Below are 16,089 nucleotides of genomic sequence, written 5' to 3'. Positions count from 1 at the left end.
AGCCCGTGAAACCATTGGTTTCATGAACCCGGCCTGGGGAGTGTGCCCAGGCTCCGGCGCCGGATGGGGTTGGACCTGGGGTTCCCCCCGGGGCCGCCCGCGCTACTCCAGCGCGGGACCACCTCATCACACCCCCACCCGGAACCGCTGCGGGGGCCGCCCTTCGTTTGTGTGGCCGGAGTCCGCGAAGCGGAGGGACCATCACGTCAGGAAGACGAAAGTATAACAGGCCAATCAGCCGCGGGCAAAACCGCCGCGGTTGCCGCCCTTCAGGTTGGCCTTCTTCAGCAGGCTCTCGTACTGGTGGGACATCAGGTGCGCCTGCACCTGGGCGATGAAGTCCATCACCACCACCACCACGATCAGCAGCGAAGTACCGCCGAAGTAGAACGAGGCGTTCAGCTGCGTGCGCATCAGTTCCGGCAGCAGGCAGACGATCACCAGGTAGGCCGAACCCGCTGCGGTGAGGCGGGTCAGCACACCGTCGATGTAATCGGCGGTGGCCTTGCCCGGACGGATGCCCGGAATCAGCGCGCCCGACTTCTTCAGGTTGTCGGCGGTTTCCTGCGAGTTGAACACCAGCGCGGTATAGAAGAACGCGAAACCGGTGATCAGCGCGGCGAACACGATCATGTGCAGCGGCTCGCCCGGACCCAGCGCATTGGCGACCTTCTGCAGGATCTGGCCGAAGCTGCTCTGGTTGGCGGCCTGGCCGGACCACATGGCCAGGGTGGCCGGGAAGGCCAGCAGGCTCGAGGCGAAGATTGCCGGGATGACGCCGGCCATGTTGAGCTTCAGCGGCAGGAACGAGGTCTGGTTCATGTACGCGTTGCGACCGCCCTGGCGGCGCGCGTAGTTCACCGTGATCCGGCGCTGGCCACGCTCGACGAACACCACGAAGAAGGTGAACGCGAGCACGACAATGGCGATCAGCAGCAGCTGGATGAACTGGATGTTGCCGTCGCGGTAGGCGTCGAAGGTGTGAATGATCGCACCCGGCAGGCCTGCGACGATACCGGCGAAGATGATCAGCGACACGCCGTTGCCGATGCCGCGTTCGGTGACCTGCTCACCGACCCACATCAGGAACATGGTGCCGGCGGTCAGCGCGACCACGGCGGTGAGCACGAAGCCCATGCCCGGCGCGTACACGACCGGAGCGCCCGACGGCGAGACCTGGCCCTGCAGGGCCAGCGCGATCGAGCCGCCCTGCACCACTGCAAGCAGCACGGCGCCGATGCGCGAATACTGTGTGATCTTGCGGCGGCCGGACTCACCTTCCTTCTGCATCGCCTTCAGGGCGGGGAAGATGTGCACGGCCAGCTGCATCACGATCGATGCCGAGATGTACGGCATCACGTTCAGCGCGAAGATGCTGAAACGGTGCAGGGCGCCGCCCGAGAACATGTTGAACATGTCCACGATGCCGCCGCCCTGCTGTTGCATCATGGCAAGCATGGCATCGGGATTGACGCCCGGCACCGGCACGTAGCAGCCGATGCGATAGACGATCAAAGCCCCGACGACGAACAGCAAACGTTGGCGAAGTTCAGTGAACTTGCCCATTCCGCCCGCGAGGTTACCGATGCCAGCTTGCGCCATGATTTTCTTACTCCGTTACGCTGCCGCCGGCAGCTTCGATCGCGGCCTTGGCACCCGCCGTGGCAGCAATACCCTTCAGGGTGAACGCCTTGGTCACTTCGCCCTTGACGACGACCTTGGCCTTCTTGGCAGTGCTCGGGACCAGCTTGGCAGCACGCAGGGCGGCGAAGTCGATCTCACCGGCCGGCAGCTTGTCCAGCGCGTACAGCAGCACTTCAGCGGTGTCCTTGGCGATCGGCGAACGGAAGCCGATCTTCGGCAGACGACGCTGCATGGGGGTCTGGCCGCCTTCGAAGCCAGCCTTGATCTTGCCGCCACCCTTGCGGGCGAACGAACCCTTGTGGCCGCGGCCGGCAGTCTTGCCCAGGCCCGAGCCGATACCGCGACCGACGCGGGTACGCTCGGTGCGGGCGCCCGGTGCCGGGCTCAGTTCATTGAGACGCAGAGTCATGGTCGATTACTCCTCAACCTGGACGAGGTACTGAACCTTGTTGATCAGGCCGCGCACCTGCGGGCTGTCCTTCAGTTCACGCACATCGTTGAGCTTGTTCAGGCCCAGCGCACGCACCGACAGGCGGTGACGCGACTGGGTGCCACGCAGGCCACGCACCAGGCGGACCTTGACAGTCTTGTTGGACTCATTAGCCATGGTTGAGTTCCTCCACCTTCTTGCCGCGCTTGGCCGCGATGCGAGCCGGCGACTGTGCAGCAGCCAGGCCCTTCACGGTGGCACGCACCAGGTTGATCGGGTTGCGCGAACCGGTGGCCTTGGCCAGCACGTTCTTCACGCCAACGGCTTCCAGCACGGCGCGCATGGCACCGCCGGCGATCACGCCGGTACCTTCCGAAGCCGGCTGCATGAACACGCGGGCTGCGCCGTGACCATCCTTGATGGTGTGCCACAGGGTGCCGTTGTTCAGGTCAACGCTGACCAGGTTCTTGCGGGCCTGTTCCATCGACTTCTGGATGGCAACCGGCACTTCGCGGGCCTTGCCATAGCCGAAACCGACCTTGCCTTCGCCGTCGCCGACGACGGTCAGGGCGGTGAAGGTGAACTGGCGGCCACCCTTGACGGTCTTGCTGACGCGGTTGACCGCGACCAGCTTTTCGATCATGCCGTCGTCGATCTTCTCTTCGCGGTTACGGTCGCGATCGCGACCCCGCTGCTGACGCTCTTCTGCCATGTTGATTCCTTGGTTGTTTGGGTATGTACGGCTCGAAGCCGCTTATGGTTGTGGCGTGACGCGGCGTTCCGGTGGGCCGCTGCAGAAGAGCGGCGCCGTCCAGCCTCACTCAGGCTGGCGAGCAGGTGGGCAGGAGGCCAATGGCCCCCTGCCCTTGTCCCTTAGAACTGCAGGCCGGCTTCGCGGGCGGCTTCTGCCAGGGCCTTGATGCGGCCGTGGTAGCGGTAGCCCGAACGATCGAAGGCAACCTTCTCGATGCCGGCGGCCTTGGCGCGCTCGGCAACGATGCGGCCAACCTTGGCAGCAGCATCGGCGTTCTTGCCGTTCTTCAGGCCTTCGATGACGTCGGCCTGGGTGGTGTTGGCAGCAGCCAGCACCTTGGAGCCGTCGGCGGTGAAGACCTGGGCGTACAGGTGCTGGCCGGTGCGCAGCACCGACAGGCGGGCGACGCCGAGCTCACGGATGTGGGCACGGGTCGACTTGGCGCGACGCAGGCGGGCGATGTTCTTGTTCATTTTGATTATTCCTTGAAAGCTGAAGGAAGAGCTTTTCCCTGAGAAGTCCGCACAGGGATGTGCGGGCTCTTGCGAGGGACTCGCGCTTATGCCTTCTTGGCTTCCTTACGGATGATGACTTCGTCGGAGTACTTCACGCCCTTGCCCTTGTACGGTTCCGGCTTGCGGAACGCACGGATCTTGGCGGCAACTTCACCGACGACCTGCTTGTCAGCGCCCTGGACCAGGATCTCGGTCTGGGTCGGGGTCGACAGCGTGATGCCTTCCGGCGCCACGAACACGACCGGGTGCGAGAAGCCCAGCGACAGGTTCAGGTCCTTGCCCTGCATGGCAGCGCGGTAACCCACGCCCACCAGCTCCAGCTTGCGCTCGAAGCCTTCGGACACGCCCTTGACCATGTTGGACAGGATCGCACGCACGGTACCGGTCAGTGCGACCAGGTCGGCGCTTTCGGTGCTCAGGGTGGCAACGCCGTTGTCGACGTTGATGGCAATACCGGCCGGCTTGGCCAGCGACAGGGTGCCCTTCGGGCCCTTGGCGGTGACGCTGTCCGACTGGACGTTCAGTTCAACCTTACCCAGGGTAATCGGCTTCTTGGCTACGCGGGACATAGTTCTACTCCTTTCGCCTTAGGCCACGAAGCACAGGACTTCGCCGCCGACGCCCAGCTGGCGCGCCTGCGCATCAGTCATGATGCCCTTGGAGGTGGAAATGATGGAGATACCCAGGCCGTTCATGACCTTCGGCAGCTCGCTCTTGCCGCGGTACTGGCGCAGGCCCGAACGCGAGAAGCGCTTCAGGGTCGCGATGACCGGCTTGCCTTCGAAATACTTCAGCACGATTTCCAGCTCGGACTTGTTGTTTTCCAGCTGGGTCACGCGCAGGTCGGCGATGTAACCCTCGTCCTTCAGGACCTGGGCGATCGCAACCTTGATCTTGGACGACGGGGCTTTCACCGTCTGCTTGCCCACCGCGGCCGCATTCTTGATGCGGACCAGCAGGTCGGCGATGGGATCAGTCATGCTCATATGAGTACCTTTGAGTGCACCGATATCCGCTTTCGCGAAAATCTGTTGTCTCCTGGAAACGGGCCAGGTCCCTTGATGCAGCGGGCCGGAAGCCCACTCCTACGACCCCGTTTGCGCAGGGCAAGACGCGGGAGTATACGCCAAAAGAGCCCGGCTTGCGCCGGGCTCCTCGGTTTTTTTGCGTCGGGAAAGCTGAATGCCTCCCCTGCCCGGTTCAGGAACCCCCGAAGGGGCTCCTGATCGCAGGGCCGGCTGGGGTTACCAGCTGGCCTTGCGCAGACCCGGGACGTCGCCACGCATGGTGGCTTCACGCAGCTTGTTACGGCCCAGGCCGAACTTGCTGTAGACGCCACGCGGACGACCCGACAGCTCGCAACGATTACGCTGGCGGCTCGGCGACGAATCGCGCGGCAGCTTGGCCAGCTTGGTTGCGGCCTCGATCTTCTCTTCGTAGGTCGCGTCCACGGAGGACACGATCTTCTTCAGAGCCGCACGCTTTTCAGCGTACTTCTTGGCCAGCTTTTCCCGCTTGATGTCGCGGTTGACCATGGAGGTCTTTGCCATTTCGGTTTCCTCGACAGATCAGTTACGGAACGGGAACTTGAACGCTGCCAGCAGCGCCTTCGCTTCCGCATCGGTCTTCGCAGTGGTGGTGATGGCGATATCCATGCCGCGGATCGCATCGACGGCGTCGAAGTCGATTTCCGGGAAGATGATCTGTTCCTTCACACCCATGTTGAAGTTGCCGCGGCCGTCGAAGGAACGGCCGGAAACACCACGGAAGTCGCGCACGCGCGGCAGCGAGATGTTGATCAGGCGGTCCAGGAACTCGTACATCTTGTGGCGACGCAGCGTGGTCTTGCAGCCGATCGGCCAACCATCACGGATCTTGAACGACGCGACCGAGATACGCGACTTGGTGACAACCGGCTTCTGGCCGGAAATCTTGGTCATGTCCGCGACGGCGTTTTCCAGGATCTTCTTGTTGGTGGCAGCCTCGCCGACACCCATGTTCAGGGTGACCTTGACGAGCTTCGGTACTTCCATCGGGTTGGTGTAGCCGAACTGCTTCATCAGCGCCGGCACCACTTCTTCCTTGTAGATCTTTTCGAGACGGGAAGTCATCTTCACATTCCTCAGGCGTCGAGCGCCTCACCGCTGGAGCGGAACACACGCAGTTTGCGTCCATCCTCCAGCACCTTGAAGCCAACGCGTTCGCCCTTGCCCGAAGCCGGGTTCAGCACGTTCACGTTGGAGATATGGATCGAAGCTTCGCGCTCGACCACGCCGCCGGCAACACCTGCCTGCGGGTTCGGCTTGGTGTGGCGCTTGACGATGTTCACGTTGGCGACGACCACACGGTCGCCGTCGACGCGGACGACTTCGCCCTGCTTGCCCTTGTCCTTGCCAGCGTTGACGACAACCTGGTCGCCCTTCTTGATACGGTTAGCCATGATTATCTCCTGTCGCTCACAGCACTTCGGGAGCGAGCGAGACGATCTTCATGAACTTCTCCGAACGAAGTTCACGGGTCACCGGCCCGAAGATACGGGTACCGATCGGCTCCTGCTTGCTGTTCAGCAGAACGGCAGCGTTGCCGTCGAAGCGGATCAGCGAGCCGTCGGCGCGACGCACACCCTTGCGGGTACGCACCACGACGGCGTCATACACTTCACCCTTCTTGACCTTGCCGCGCGGAATCGCATCCTTCACGGTGACCTTGATGATGTCGCCGATGCCGGCGTAACGGCGCTTGGAACCACCCAGCACCTTGAAGCACATCACCTGCTTGGCACCCGAATTGTCCGCGACGTCAAGGTAGCTCTGCATCTGGATCATGATTCAGACTCCTTATTCAGCCGCACGCGTGATGACTTCCACCACGCGCCAGTTCTTGGTCTTGGACATCGGAGCAATCTCGGTCACGCGGACGACATCGCCTTCCTTGCAGGCGTTGTCGGCATCGTGGGCGTGCAGCTTGGTCGAGCGCTTGATGTACTTGCCGTACAGCGCGTGCTTGACCTGACGCTCAACCAGGACGGTAACCGTCTTGTCCATCTTGTTGCTGACGACACGGCCTTCGACCGTGCGCAGCGTCTTCTTTTCAGTATTGTCGCTCATAGCGGCCATCCTTACTTCGTGCTGCCGAGCAGGGTCTTGACGCGAGCAATCTCGCGACGGACCCGGCGAATGTCGTGGGTCTTCGGCAGCTGGCCGGTGACCTGCTGCATACGGACAGAGAACTGTTCCTTACGCAGGTCGATCAGGTGGGCCTTGAGTTCGTCAGCCGACTTTTCACGGAGAGTTTTGATATCCATCAGCGCACCGTACGGGTCACGAAAGTGGTGGTGACCGAGAGCTTGGCGGCGGCCAGGCGGAACGCCTCGCGAGCCACTTCCTCGGAAACACCCTCGATTTCATAGATCATGCGGCCGGGCTGGATCTGGGCCACCCAGTATTCCACGTTGCCCTTACCAGAACCCATTCGGACTTCGATGGGCTTCTTGGTGATGGGCTTGTCGGGGAACACGCGGATCCACATCTTGCCGCCGCGCTTGACGTAGCGGCTGATCGAGCGGCGGGCCGCTTCGATCTGACGCGCGGTCAGCTGACCGTGTGCGGTTGCCTTCAGGCCGTATTCGCCGAAGCTGACAGCGTTGGCGCTCCAGCTCAGGCCATCGTTACGGCCCTTGTGTACCTTGCGGTACTTGGTTCGCTTGGGTTGCAACATTGTCGTTACCTCGCTTCACGGGCCGGGCGCTGACGGTCACCGCGGTCGCCGCGATCGTGACGATCGTTGCGCGACGGGGTGTCGTCCTGCTTTTCCTGGCCAACCTGGGAGAAATCGAAGACCTCGCCCTTGTAGATCCAGACCTTGATGCCGATGATGCCGTAGGTCGTCTTGGCTTCAGCGAAGCCATAGTCGATGTCGGCACGCAGGGTGTGCAGCGGCACGCGGCCTTCGCGGTACCACTCCGAACGGGCGATTTCTGCACCGTTGAGGCGGCCACCGACGTTGACCTTGATGCCCAGGGCACCCAGGCGCATCGCGTTGCCGACCGAGCGCTTCATTGCACGGCGGAACATGATGCGACGCTCCAGCTGCTGGGCGATCGACTCGGCAACGAGCTGCGCGTCCAGTTCCGGCTTGCGCACTTCGGTGACGTTGATGTGCGCCGGGACGCCCATCATCTCGCTCACTTCCTTGCGCAGCTTCTCGATGTCCTCACCGCGCTTGCCGATCACCACGCCCGGACGGGCGGTGTGGATCGTCACGCGAGCGGTCTTGGCCGGACGCTCGATCAGGATCTTGCTGATGCCGGCCTGGGCCAGCTTCTTGCGCAGCATGTCGCGCACTTTCAGGTCGGCTGCCAGGTAACCAGCGAACTCGGCCTTGTTGGCGTACCACTTGGAGTTCCAGTCCTTGGAAATGCCGAGGCGGATACCAATCGGATGAACTTTATGACCCATGGTCTTTTCCTTATCCGCTTACTTGGCGGCGCCCACAACCACAGTGATGTGGCTGGTGCGCTTGAGGATGCGGGTACCGCGGCCTTTCGCCCGCGCCATGAAACGCTTCAGGGTCGGACCTTCATCAACCATGATGGTCTGAACCTTCAGCTCGTCGACGTCGGCGCCCTGGTTGTTCTCGGCATTGGCAATAGCCGACTCCACCACCTTCTTGATCAGGTGGGCAGCCTTCTTGTCCGAGAACTTCAGCAGGTTGACCGCACGTTCGGCCGGCAGACCGCGCACCTGGTCAGCGACCAGACGAGCCTTCTGCGGGGAGATGCGCGCAGTGCGCAGGATGGCTTTCGCTTCCATTGTCATCTCTCCTTACTTGCCCGACTTCTTGTCACCACCGTGACCCTTGAAGGTCCGGGTGATGGCAAATTCGCCGAGCTTGTGGCCGACCATGTTCTCGTTGACGAGAACCGGGATGTGGTTCTTGCCGTTATGCACGGCAATGGTGATGCCTACCATGTCAGGCAGGATCATCGAACGGCGCGACCAGGTCTTGATCGGCTTCTTGCTGCCCGCAGCGGCCTCCACCTTCTTGACGAGGTGGTGATCGACGAACGGGCCCTTCTTGAGTGAACGTGCCATGGTCGATTAGCCCCTACGATCGCGGACGATGAACTGCTGAGTGCGCTTGTTATGGCGCGTCTTGTAACCCTTGGTCGGGACACCCCACGGGGTGACCGGATGCGGGTTACCCTGGCCGGCCTTGGCCTCACCACCACCGTGCGGGTGGTCAACCGGGTTCATGGCAGCACCACGAACGGTCGGGCGGACGCCGCGCCAACGCTTGGCACCGGCCTTGCCCAGCTTTTCCAGGCTGTGCTCGTCGTTGCCGACTTCGCCGATGGTGGCGCAGCACTCGACCGGCACCTTGCGCATTTCACCCGAGCGCAGGCGCAGGGTGGCGTAGATGCCTTCGCGAGCCACCAGCTGCACGGCCGCACCAGCGGCGCGAGCGATCTGAGCGCCCTTGCCCGGCTTCAGTTCGATGCAGTGGATGGTGGTGCCGACCGGGATGTTGCGCAGCGGCAGGGTGTTGCCAGCCTTGATCGGGGCATCCGAACCAGCGATCACCTGATCACCAGCCTTCAGGCCCTTCGGGGCGATGATGTAGCGACGCTCACCGTCGACGTAGCACAGCAGAGCGATGTGGGCGGTGCGGTTCGGATCGTATTCGATGCGTTCCACGCGCGCCGGGATGCCCAGCTTGTTGCGCTTGAAGTCGATGATGCGGTAGTGCTGCTTGGCACCACCACCGACGTGACGCACGGTGATGCGGCCATGGTGGTTACGACCACCCGAGCGGCTCTGCGACTCGACCAGCGCGGCGTGCGGAGCACCCTTGTGCAGGTCGGGAGTGACCACGCGCACGGCCGAACGGCGGCCGGGGGAAGTGGGCTTGAATTTCATCAATGGCATGGGATGTACCTCAGGCCTTGGCCGTTACATCGATCGACTGGCCATCGGCCAGGCGAACGTACGCCTTGCGCCAATCGCCGCGGCGGCCAGCACGGTTACGGAAGGACTTGTTCTTGCCCTTGACGTTGACCACGTTGACGGCTTCGACCTTGACGTCGAACAGCTGCTCAACCGCGGCCTTTACATCGGCCTTGGTGGCTTCGTTCGAAACTTCGAAGACATACTGGTTGGAGAGTTCCTGCAGGCGCGCGGTCTTTTCGGAGACACGCGGGGCACGCAGCACGCTGAAGATTTTTTCGTTGCTGTTCATGCCAGCCACTCCTCGACCTTCTTGACCGCGTCAGCGGTGATGACGACCGTGTCGGCACCCACCAGCGAGACCGGATCCAGACCCTGGACGTCACGCACCTGCACGTACGGCAGATTGCGGGCGGACAGGTACAGGTGCTCGGACGCTTCTTCGGTGACGATCAGCGGGCGCTTGCCCACTTCCAGGCCGGCCAGCTTGGCGATCAGACCCTTCGTGTTGGTCACTTCGACGTCGAAGGACTCCACGATGGTCAGACGGCCCTGACGGTTCAGCTCGGACAGGATCGCGCACATGGCGGCACGGTACTGCTTGCGATTGACCTTCTGCTCGAAGCTGCGCGGCTTGGCCGCGAAGGTGACACCGCCGCCGACGAAGATCGGAGCCGTCAGTGCGCCATGACGCGCGCCGCCGCCCTTCTGCTTCTTCGACTTCTTGGTGGTACCAGCCACTTCAGAGCGAGTCTTCTGTGCCTTGGTGCCGGCGCGACCGGCGTTGCGGTAAGCAACGACGACCTGGTGGACCAGATCTTCGCTGAAATCGCGACCGAACACGGCTTCGGAGACCGAGACCTTGTTGTTGCTACCCGTGATAACGAGTTCCATCGTCATCTCTCCTTATGCCTTGCTCGCCGGACGGACGATCACATCGCCACCCGCCGCGCCCGGAACGGCGCCGCGAACCGCGATCAGACCGCGCTCGACGTCGACCTTGACCACTTCCAGGTTCTGGGTGCTCTGCTGCACCGCGCCCATGTGGCCCGACATCTTCTTGCCCGGGAAAACGCGACCCGGGGTCTGGCGCTGACCCAGCGAACCCGGCGCGCGATGCGACAGCGAGTTACCGTGGGTTGCATCGCCCATACGGAAGTTGTGGCGCTTGATGGTGCCCTGGAAGCCCTTACCCTTGGTGACACCCTGGACGTCGACGATCTGGCCGACTTCGAAGATGTCCGCCTTGACTTCGCCGCCAACGGCGAAATCGCCGAGCTGCGCGTCTTCAACGCGGAATTCCCACAGGCCACGACCCGCTTCCACCTTCGCCTTGGCGAAGTGGCCGGCTTCCGGCTTGTTGACCAGGGCAGCGCGACGCGCGCCGACGGTCACCTGCACGGCGCTGTAGCCGTCGGTTTCGACGGTCTTGATCTGCGCGATGCGGTTCGGGGTTGCTTCGATCAGGGTCACCGGGATGGAGCGGCCATCTTCAGTGAACACGCGGCTCATGCCAGCCTTGCGGCCCACGAAGCCCAACGAATACTTCTTCGTCATGGTCGTAGTCCTCAGGTCAGCTTGATCTGAACGTCGACGCCGGCAGCCAGTTCGAGCTTCATCAGCGCGTCCACGGTCTTGTCATTCGGGTCAACGATATCGAGCACGCGCTTGTGCGTGCGGGTCTCGTACTGGTCACGCGCGTCCTTGTCGACGTGCGGGGAGACGAGAACGGTGTAGCGCTCGATCTTGGTCGGCAGCGGGATCGGGCCACGCACTTGCGCGCCGGTCCGCTTTGCCGTTTCAACGATCTCGCTGGCCGAACGGTCGATCAGACGATGATCGAACGCTTTCAGCCGGATCCGGATCTTTTGGTCCGCCATGGCGGTAGGTTCCTTCGTTAAAAGAGCGACAGACAAAGCCTCTGGGTTGCTTTGCCCCATGAAATTCCTGAATACGGACGGCCCACACTCCTGCAGGCCGACAAGGTCACTCCATAGACCTCAAAAACGTAGGCAGACCCGTTCCCAGGCCTGCCCAGACGTAGAAGCATAATGGCACACAAGGCAGCTGTCAACAGTCGCCTGTTGACGCCGCCTGAATGGCATTGACCCTTCCTGGTCCGGGGAACACAAGGCACATCCTGTGCCTGCTTTCCCATTTGATACGCCCCGATGCCCTACCCAGGCAACATCGGGGCGTAGATACTACCAGATTACTCGATGATCTTCGAGACCACGCCGGCGCCGACGGTGCGGCCGCCTTCGCGGATGGCGAAGCGCAGGCCTTCGTCCATCGCCACCGGGTTGATCAGGGTGACGACCATCTTGACGTTGTCACCCGGCATCACCATTTCGACGCCTTCCGGCAGTGCAGCTGCGCCGGTGATGTCGGTGGTGCGGAAGTAGAACTGCGGACGGTAGCCGTTGAAGAACGGGGTGTGACGGCCGCCCTCGTCCTTCGACAGGACGTAGACTTCACCTTCGAACTTGGTGTGCGGCTTGATCGTGCCCGGCTTGGCCAGCACCTGGCCGCGCTCGACGTCGTCACGCTTGGTGCCGCGCAGCAGCAGGCCAGCGTTGTCGCCTGCCTGACCCTGGTCCAGCAGCTTGCGGAACATTTCAACGCCGGTCACGGTGGTCTTCTGCACCGGACGGATGCCGACGATTTCGATTTCGTCGCCAACCTTGATCACGCCGCGCTCGATACGACCGGTCACCACGGTGCCGCGGCCCGAGATCGAGAACACGTCTTCCACCGGCATCAGGAACGGCTTGTCGATCGCACGCTCCGGCTCCGGGATCCAGCTGTCCAGGGCGTCGACCAGCTTCAGAATGGCCGGCACGCCGATGTCGCTCTGGTCGCCTTCCAGCGCCAGGCGGGCCGAACCAGCGATGATCGGGGTGTCGTCGCCCGGGAAGTCGTACTTGCTCAGCAGCTCGCGCACTTCCATCTCGACCAGCTCGAGCAGCTCGGCGTCGTCAACCATGTCGGCCTTGTTCAGGAACACGACGATGTACGGCACGCCGACCTGACGCGACAGCAGGATGTGCTCGCGGGTCTGCGGCATCGGGCCGTCAGCGGCCGAGCACACCAGGATCGCGCCGTCCATCTGGGCGGCACCGGTGATCATGTTCTTGACGTAGTCGGCGTGGCCCGGGCAGTCAACGTGGGCGTAGTGACGGATCGGGGATTCGTATTCGACGTGCGCGGTCGAGATCGTGATGCCACGCGCCTTTTCTTCCGGAGCGGCGTCGATCGAGGAGTAATCCTTGAACTCGCCACCGAAGCGCTCGGCACCGATCTTGGTCAGTGCAGCGGTCAGCGTGGTCTTGCCGTGGTCGACGTGACCGATGGTGCCGACGTTGACGTGCGGCTTGGTGCGCTCGAACTTACCCTTTGCCATTGTTCTATACCTTGATTGTTCGTAAATGGTTTCAAGAGAGGCTGAGCGAGGCTCAGCCCTTCTTCATGACGGCTTCGGCGATGTTGGTCGGAGCCGGCTCGTAGTGATCGAATTCCATGGTGAAGGTGGCGCGGCCCTGGGTCTGCGAACGCAGCGCCGTGGCGTAGCCGAACATTTCACCCAGCGGGATCATCGCGTTGATGATGCTGGCCGAACCGTCACCGGTGGTGTCGGAACCCTGCAGCACGCCGCGACGACGGCTGACGTCGCCCATCACGTCACCCTGGTAATCCTCCGGGGTCACGATCTCGACCTTCATGATCGGCTCCAGCAGCACCGGCTTGGCCTTGGCGAAGCCCTGCTTGAAGGCCATCGACGAAGCCAGCTTGAACGCCATTTCCGAGGAGTCGACGTCGTGGTACGAACCGAACACCAGCTTCACCTTGACGTCCACGACCGGGAAGCCAGCCAGCGGGCCGCTGGTGATGGTTTCGCGCAGGCCCTTTTCAACCGACGGAATGAATTCCTTCGGGATCACGCCGCCGGTGATGTCGTTGATGAACAGGAAATCGTCCTTGATCATCGGAGCGATCTTCGGATCGGCACGATCTTCAGCGGTGATCGGCGACAGCTCGATCACGACGTGACCGTACTGACCCTTACCACCGGACTGCTTGGCGTGCTTGTAGTCCGACTTGACGTCAGCCAGGGTGATGGTTTCGCGGTAGGCCACCTGCGGCGCGCCGACGTTGGCTTCAACGTTGAACTCGCGCTTCAGGCGGTCGACGATGATGTCCAGGTGCAGCTCGCCCATGCCCGAGATGATGGTCTGGCCGGATTCTTCGTCGGTCTTGACGCGGAACGACGGATCTTCCTGCGCCAGGCGACCCAGCGCCAGACCCATCTTTTCCTGGTCCGACTTGGTCTTCGGCTCGACGGCCATCGAGATCACCGGCTCCGGGAACGTCATGCGCTCCAGGATGATCGGCGCATCCACGGCGCACAGGGTGTCACCGGTGGTGGTGTCCTTCAGGCCCACGGCAGCAGCGATGTCACCCGCCAGAACTTCCTTGATTTCCTCGCGGTTGTTCGAGTGCATCTGCAGGATGCGGCCGATGCGCTCCTTCTTGCCCTTCACCGAGTTCAGCACGGTGTCGCCACCGTTCAGGGTGCCCGAGTAGACACGGAAGAAGGTCAGCGCGCCGACGAACGGGTCGGTGATGATCTTGAAGGCCAGCGACGAGAACGGCGCCTTGTCGTCCGACTTGCGGGTCATTTCGACGGTGTCGTCGTCAACGTCCACGCCCTTCACGTCCGGCACGTCGACCGGCGACGGCAGCAGCTGGATCACGCCGTCCAGCATGGCCTGCACGCCCTTGTTCTTGAAGGCCGAGCCGCAGTACATCGGCACGATCTCGGTGGCCAGGGTGCGGGTACGCAGCGCGTTGATGATTTCGGCCTCGGCCAGCTCTTCGCCGCCCAGGTACTTTTCCATCAGCTCTTCGCTGGCTTCGGCAGCGGTCTCGACCATGAACTGGCGAGCCTCTTCCGCAGCCGCCTGCAGATCGGCCGGGATGTCGCTGTACTCGAACTTCATGCCCTGCGAAGCCTCATCCCAGTGGATGGCCTTCATCTTCAGCAGGTCGACGACGCCCTTGAAGTTGTCTTCAGCGCCGATCGGCAGCTGCATCGGCACGGCAACCGCGCCCAGCTTGGCCTTCAGCTGGCCGACGACCTTCTGGAAGTTGGCACCGGTGCGGTCCATCTTGTTGACGAACGCGATGCGCGGCACGTGGTACTTGTTGGCCTGGCGCCACACGGTTTCCGACTGCGGCTGCACGCCACCGACGGCGCACAGGACGAAGACGGCACCGTCGAGCACGCGCAGCGAGCGCTCCACTTCGATGGTGAAGTCGACGTGCCCGGGGGTGTCGATGATGTTGAAGCGGTGCTCCGGCAGGGACTTGTCCATGCCCTTCCAGAACGCGGTGGTGGCAGCGGACTGGATCGTGATGCCACGCTCCTGCTCCTGCTCCATCCAGTCCATGGTGGCGGCGCCGTCATGCACTTCACCGATCTTGTGGCTCTTGCCGGTGTAGAACAGGATGCGCTCGGACGTGGTGGTCTTGCCGGCATCGATGTGAGCCATGATGCCGAAGTTACGGTAACGCTCGATGGGAGTGGAACGGGCCACGGGAGCCTCTCAGATTTCTTGGATTTCGGATGGCCGAACGCCGCCTTTCGGCGGCCTTCGGATTGGCGCAGTCCTTCTGGGACCGCGAGGCAGCACGCACCGAAGTGGTGCTGCCCTGCCTGTTTTACAAGGCCGTCAAACTCACCAGCGGTAGTGGGCGAATGCCTTGTTGGCTTCGGCCATGCGGTGGGTTTCTTCGCGCTTCTTGATGGCGCCGCCACGATTTTCCGAGGCGTCGATCAGTTCAGCAGCCAGCTTCTTCGGCATGGTGTTCTCACCACGCTTGCGCGCGGAGTCGATCAGCCAGCGCATGGCCAGGGCCATCTTGCGCGACGAACGCACTTCGACCGGCACCTGGTAGGTGGCACCACCGACGCGGCGCGACTTGACTTCGACCGCCGGAGCGACGTTGTCCAGAGCCTTCTGCACCAGTTCAATGGCGTTGGCGCTGCTGTTCTTCTCGGTGATCACGTCCATGGCGCCGTACACGATCTTCTCGGCGACGGACTTCTTGCCGCTCTGCATGACCATGTTGATGAAGCGGGCGATGGTTTCGCTTCCGTGCTTCGGATCGGGCAGGACGGAACGCTGCGGAGTATTACCCTTACGCGACATAGTGCTCTCTCCTTATGCCTTCGGACGCTTGGCGCCGTACTTGGAACGGGCCTGGCGACGCTTGGCAACGCCGGCGGCGTCGAGCGAGCCACGAACGGTGTGGTAACGCACACCCGGCAGGTCCTTGACGCGACCGCCGCGGATCAGGACCACGGAGTGCTCCTGCAGGTTGTGGCCTTCACCACCGATGTAGGAAATCACTTCTTCCTGGTTGGTCAGGCGGACCTTGGCAACCTTGCGCAGAGCCGAGTTCGGCTTCTTCGGAGTGGTGGTGTAGACACGGGTGCAGACGCCACGGCGCTGCGGGCACTTGTCGAGCGCCGGCGAGGCACTCTTGTAGGTGGTCGCTTGCCGCGGCTTGCGGACCAGCTGGTTGATCGTCGCCATCAGTAGGTTCTTCTGATTGGTGGCCGGAAAATCCGGCCAGAGATGCGGAAATGTTAAAGCAGGCCAAAATTCTGGCCTGCTGAGACAGACGATTGTAGCAACCTGCCAGGAAAGCAGTCAAACGCCTCCTGTCAAGCCCGTTCCTGATCCCGGAACGTTACTGGGGGGCCTCCATGTACCCCGTTCAGGTTGGCGGGGTGAA

The 16,089-nt window shown here is 62.5% G+C and carries 26 protein-coding genes; all 26 read right to left on the bottom strand.

Annotated features, from left to right (window positions below; genetic code table 11):
* Positions 1-234: 234 nt before the first annotated feature.
* The 26 genes from secY to rpsL all read right to left on the bottom strand — a co-directional run bounded on the left by secY (position 235) and on the right by rpsL (position 15,887).
* The gene (gene secY / locus ACZK29_RS04135; RefSeq protein ID WP_049418077.1) at positions 235-1,602 is read right to left on the bottom strand and encodes a preprotein translocase subunit SecY; all 1,368 of its coding nucleotides are present in this window, start codon (positions 1,600-1,602) and stop codon (positions 235-237) included.
* A gap of 7 nt (positions 1,603-1,609) precedes the next feature.
* A complete protein-coding gene (rplO, locus tag ACZK29_RS04130) occupies positions 1,610-2,053 on the bottom strand; it encodes a 50S ribosomal protein L15 (RefSeq protein WP_004154498.1) in 444 nt (147 codons plus the stop codon).
* Between the two features lie 6 nt (positions 2,054-2,059).
* Complete coding sequence (gene rpmD / locus ACZK29_RS04125) at positions 2,060-2,251, bottom strand: 50S ribosomal protein L30 (protein ID WP_005408214.1); 192 nt, start codon at positions 2,249-2,251, stop codon at positions 2,060-2,062.
* The gene (gene rpsE, locus ACZK29_RS04120; protein ID WP_004154496.1) at positions 2,244-2,786 is read right to left on the bottom strand and encodes a 30S ribosomal protein S5; all 543 of its coding nucleotides are present in this window, start codon (positions 2,784-2,786) and stop codon (positions 2,244-2,246) included. The genes rpmD and rpsE overlap by 8 nt, the downstream gene beginning before the upstream one ends.
* Positions 2,787-2,947: 161 nt before the next feature.
* Entirely contained in the window at positions 2,948-3,307 is a 360-nt protein-coding gene (gene rplR / locus ACZK29_RS04115) for a 50S ribosomal protein L18 (RefSeq protein WP_026346969.1), read from the bottom strand.
* A gap of 80 nt (positions 3,308-3,387) precedes the next feature.
* On the bottom strand, positions 3,388-3,912 hold the full coding sequence (gene rplF, locus ACZK29_RS04110; protein WP_019659576.1) for a 50S ribosomal protein L6: 525 nt from the start codon (positions 3,910-3,912) through the stop codon (positions 3,388-3,390).
* Between the two features lie 18 nt (positions 3,913-3,930).
* Positions 3,931-4,329 carry a 30S ribosomal protein S8 gene (gene rpsH / locus ACZK29_RS04105; RefSeq protein ID WP_021204581.1) on the bottom strand — a complete coding sequence of 133 codons (399 nt, stop codon included), beginning with the start codon at positions 4,327-4,329 and terminating at the stop codon, positions 3,931-3,933.
* Between the two features lie 258 nt (positions 4,330-4,587).
* Positions 4,588-4,893 (bottom strand): 30S ribosomal protein S14, encoded by a 306-nt coding sequence (rpsN, locus tag ACZK29_RS04100; RefSeq protein ID WP_019659577.1) that lies wholly within the window; start codon positions 4,891-4,893, stop codon positions 4,588-4,590.
* Positions 4,894-4,911: 18 nt separating this feature from the next.
* Positions 4,912-5,454, bottom strand: coding sequence for a 50S ribosomal protein L5 (gene rplE / locus ACZK29_RS04095; protein WP_005415416.1), 543 nt, complete (start codon positions 5,452-5,454; stop codon positions 4,912-4,914).
* Positions 5,455-5,465: 11 nt separating this feature from the next.
* A complete protein-coding gene (gene rplX / locus ACZK29_RS04090; protein ID WP_004154490.1) occupies positions 5,466-5,783 on the bottom strand; it encodes a 50S ribosomal protein L24 in 318 nt (105 codons plus the stop codon).
* A 16-nt stretch (positions 5,784-5,799) separates the two neighbouring features.
* On the bottom strand, positions 5,800-6,168 hold the full coding sequence (gene rplN, locus ACZK29_RS04085) for a 50S ribosomal protein L14 (protein WP_004145357.1): 369 nt from the start codon (positions 6,166-6,168) through the stop codon (positions 5,800-5,802).
* Between the two features lie 12 nt (positions 6,169-6,180).
* Positions 6,181-6,450 (bottom strand): 30S ribosomal protein S17, encoded by a 270-nt coding sequence (gene rpsQ / locus ACZK29_RS04080; protein ID WP_004154489.1) that lies wholly within the window; start codon positions 6,448-6,450, stop codon positions 6,181-6,183.
* Between the two features lie 11 nt (positions 6,451-6,461).
* Positions 6,462-6,647 (bottom strand): 50S ribosomal protein L29, encoded by a 186-nt coding sequence (gene rpmC, locus ACZK29_RS04075; protein ID WP_004154487.1) that lies wholly within the window; start codon positions 6,645-6,647, stop codon positions 6,462-6,464.
* The gene (rplP, locus tag ACZK29_RS04070) at positions 6,647-7,060 is read right to left on the bottom strand and encodes a 50S ribosomal protein L16 (RefSeq protein ID WP_004154486.1); all 414 of its coding nucleotides are present in this window, start codon (positions 7,058-7,060) and stop codon (positions 6,647-6,649) included. Before rplP ends, rpmC begins: the two co-directional genes overlap by 1 nt.
* A gap of 5 nt (positions 7,061-7,065) precedes the next feature.
* Positions 7,066-7,800, bottom strand: coding sequence for a 30S ribosomal protein S3 (rpsC, locus tag ACZK29_RS04065; protein ID WP_005415414.1), 735 nt, complete (start codon positions 7,798-7,800; stop codon positions 7,066-7,068).
* An 18-nt stretch (positions 7,801-7,818) separates the two neighbouring features.
* The gene (rplV, locus tag ACZK29_RS04060; RefSeq protein ID WP_004145348.1) at positions 7,819-8,154 is read right to left on the bottom strand and encodes a 50S ribosomal protein L22; all 336 of its coding nucleotides are present in this window, start codon (positions 8,152-8,154) and stop codon (positions 7,819-7,821) included.
* A 12-nt stretch (positions 8,155-8,166) separates the two neighbouring features.
* Positions 8,167-8,436 carry a 30S ribosomal protein S19 gene (gene rpsS, locus ACZK29_RS04055; RefSeq protein WP_005415413.1) on the bottom strand — a complete coding sequence of 90 codons (270 nt, stop codon included), beginning with the start codon at positions 8,434-8,436 and terminating at the stop codon, positions 8,167-8,169.
* 6 nt (positions 8,437-8,442) lie between these two features.
* The gene (rplB, locus tag ACZK29_RS04050; protein ID WP_004145339.1) at positions 8,443-9,270 is read right to left on the bottom strand and encodes a 50S ribosomal protein L2; all 828 of its coding nucleotides are present in this window, start codon (positions 9,268-9,270) and stop codon (positions 8,443-8,445) included.
* A gap of 10 nt (positions 9,271-9,280) precedes the next feature.
* Positions 9,281-9,580, bottom strand: coding sequence for a 50S ribosomal protein L23 (gene rplW, locus ACZK29_RS04045; protein ID WP_004145338.1), 300 nt, complete (start codon positions 9,578-9,580; stop codon positions 9,281-9,283).
* Entirely contained in the window at positions 9,577-10,182 is a 606-nt protein-coding gene (gene rplD / locus ACZK29_RS04040) for a 50S ribosomal protein L4 (RefSeq protein ID WP_049432779.1), read from the bottom strand. Before rplD ends, rplW begins: the two co-directional genes overlap by 4 nt.
* Positions 10,183-10,194: 12 nt before the next feature.
* Positions 10,195-10,845, bottom strand: coding sequence for a 50S ribosomal protein L3 (gene rplC, locus ACZK29_RS04035; RefSeq protein ID WP_004145336.1), 651 nt, complete (start codon positions 10,843-10,845; stop codon positions 10,195-10,197).
* A gap of 11 nt (positions 10,846-10,856) precedes the next feature.
* On the bottom strand, positions 10,857-11,168 hold the full coding sequence (gene rpsJ, locus ACZK29_RS04030) for a 30S ribosomal protein S10 (RefSeq protein WP_005408208.1): 312 nt from the start codon (positions 11,166-11,168) through the stop codon (positions 10,857-10,859).
* 332 nt (positions 11,169-11,500) lie between these two features.
* Positions 11,501-12,691, bottom strand: a complete 1,191-nt coding sequence (gene tuf, locus ACZK29_RS04025) for an elongation factor Tu (RefSeq protein ID WP_033835886.1) — start codon at positions 12,689-12,691, stop codon at positions 11,501-11,503.
* A gap of 52 nt (positions 12,692-12,743) precedes the next feature.
* Positions 12,744-14,885, bottom strand: coding sequence for an elongation factor G (gene fusA, locus ACZK29_RS04020; RefSeq protein WP_019662237.1), 2,142 nt, complete (start codon positions 14,883-14,885; stop codon positions 12,744-12,746).
* Positions 14,886-15,026: 141 nt separating this feature from the next.
* Positions 15,027-15,500, bottom strand: coding sequence for a 30S ribosomal protein S7 (gene rpsG, locus ACZK29_RS04015; RefSeq protein ID WP_004145321.1), 474 nt, complete (start codon positions 15,498-15,500; stop codon positions 15,027-15,029).
* 12 nt (positions 15,501-15,512) lie between these two features.
* Positions 15,513-15,887: a 30S ribosomal protein S12 gene (gene rpsL / locus ACZK29_RS04010; RefSeq protein WP_004145320.1), complete on the bottom strand. Its 375-nt coding sequence runs from the start codon at positions 15,885-15,887 to the stop codon at positions 15,513-15,515.
* Positions 15,888-16,089: the final 202 nt, after the last annotated feature.

This window comes from Stenotrophomonas sp. 89682_Sma (assembly GCF_056481405.1).
Note: the sequence above shows the minus strand (reverse complement) of the source record. Positions and strands in the feature narration are given on the sequence as shown.

Excerpts from the sequence above, each read along its gene's own strand:
- rplN (WP_004145357.1), bottom strand. The coding sequence starts at position 6,168 with ATGATCCAGATGCAGAGCTACCTTGACGTCGCGGACAATTCGGGTGCC.
- rpsH (WP_021204581.1), bottom strand. The coding sequence starts at position 4,329 with ATGAGCATGACTGATCCCATCGCCGACCTGCTGGTCCGCATCAAGAAT.
- rplE (WP_005415416.1), bottom strand. The coding sequence starts at position 5,454 with ATGACTTCCCGTCTCGAAAAGATCTACAAGGAAGAAGTGGTGCCGGCG.
- rplO (WP_004154498.1), bottom strand. The coding sequence starts at position 2,053 with ATGACTCTGCGTCTCAATGAACTGAGCCCGGCACCGGGCGCCCGCACC.
- rpsS (WP_005415413.1), bottom strand. The coding sequence starts at position 8,436 with ATGGCACGTTCACTCAAGAAGGGCCCGTTCGTCGATCACCACCTCGTC.
- rplF (WP_019659576.1), bottom strand. The coding sequence starts at position 3,912 with ATGTCCCGCGTAGCCAAGAAGCCGATTACCCTGGGTAAGGTTGAACTG.
- rpsQ (WP_004154489.1), bottom strand. The coding sequence starts at position 6,450 with ATGAGCGACAATACTGAAAAGAAGACGCTGCGCACGGTCGAAGGCCGT.
- rpsL (WP_004145320.1), bottom strand. The coding sequence starts at position 15,887 with ATGGCGACGATCAACCAGCTGGTCCGCAAGCCGCGGCAAGCGACCACC.
- rplD (WP_049432779.1), bottom strand. The coding sequence starts at position 10,182 with ATGGAACTCGTTATCACGGGTAGCAACAACAAGGTCTCGGTCTCCGAA.
- rplC (WP_004145336.1), bottom strand. The coding sequence starts at position 10,845 with ATGACGAAGAAGTATTCGTTGGGCTTCGTGGGCCGCAAGGCTGGCATG.
- rpmC (WP_004154487.1), bottom strand. The coding sequence starts at position 6,647 with ATGGATATCAAAACTCTCCGTGAAAAGTCGGCTGACGAACTCAAGGCC.
- rplV (WP_004145348.1), bottom strand. The coding sequence starts at position 8,154 with ATGGAAGCGAAAGCCATCCTGCGCACTGCGCGCATCTCCCCGCAGAAG.
- rpsE (WP_004154496.1), bottom strand. The coding sequence starts at position 2,786 with ATGGCAGAAGAGCGTCAGCAGCGGGGTCGCGATCGCGACCGTAACCGC.
- rpsJ (WP_005408208.1), bottom strand. The coding sequence starts at position 11,168 with ATGGCGGACCAAAAGATCCGGATCCGGCTGAAAGCGTTCGATCATCGT.
- rplB (WP_004145339.1), bottom strand. The coding sequence starts at position 9,270 with ATGCCATTGATGAAATTCAAGCCCACTTCCCCCGGCCGCCGTTCGGCC.
- secY (WP_049418077.1), bottom strand. The coding sequence starts at position 1,602 with ATGGCGCAAGCTGGCATCGGTAACCTCGCGGGCGGAATGGGCAAGTTC.
- rplP (WP_004154486.1), bottom strand. The coding sequence starts at position 7,060 with ATGTTGCAACCCAAGCGAACCAAGTACCGCAAGGTACACAAGGGCCGT.
- tuf (WP_033835886.1), bottom strand. The coding sequence starts at position 12,691 with ATGGCAAAGGGTAAGTTCGAGCGCACCAAGCCGCACGTCAACGTCGGC.
- rplX (WP_004154490.1), bottom strand. The coding sequence starts at position 5,783 with ATGGCTAACCGTATCAAGAAGGGCGACCAGGTTGTCGTCAACGCTGGC.
- rpsC (WP_005415414.1), bottom strand. The coding sequence starts at position 7,800 with ATGGGTCATAAAGTTCATCCGATTGGTATCCGCCTCGGCATTTCCAAG.
- rpmD (WP_005408214.1), bottom strand. The coding sequence starts at position 2,251 with ATGGCTAATGAGTCCAACAAGACTGTCAAGGTCCGCCTGGTGCGTGGC.
- rplW (WP_004145338.1), bottom strand. The coding sequence starts at position 9,580 with ATGAACAGCAACGAAAAAATCTTCAGCGTGCTGCGTGCCCCGCGTGTC.
- rpsG (WP_004145321.1), bottom strand. The coding sequence starts at position 15,500 with ATGTCGCGTAAGGGTAATACTCCGCAGCGTTCCGTCCTGCCCGATCCG.
- rpsN (WP_019659577.1), bottom strand. The coding sequence starts at position 4,893 with ATGGCAAAGACCTCCATGGTCAACCGCGACATCAAGCGGGAAAAGCTG.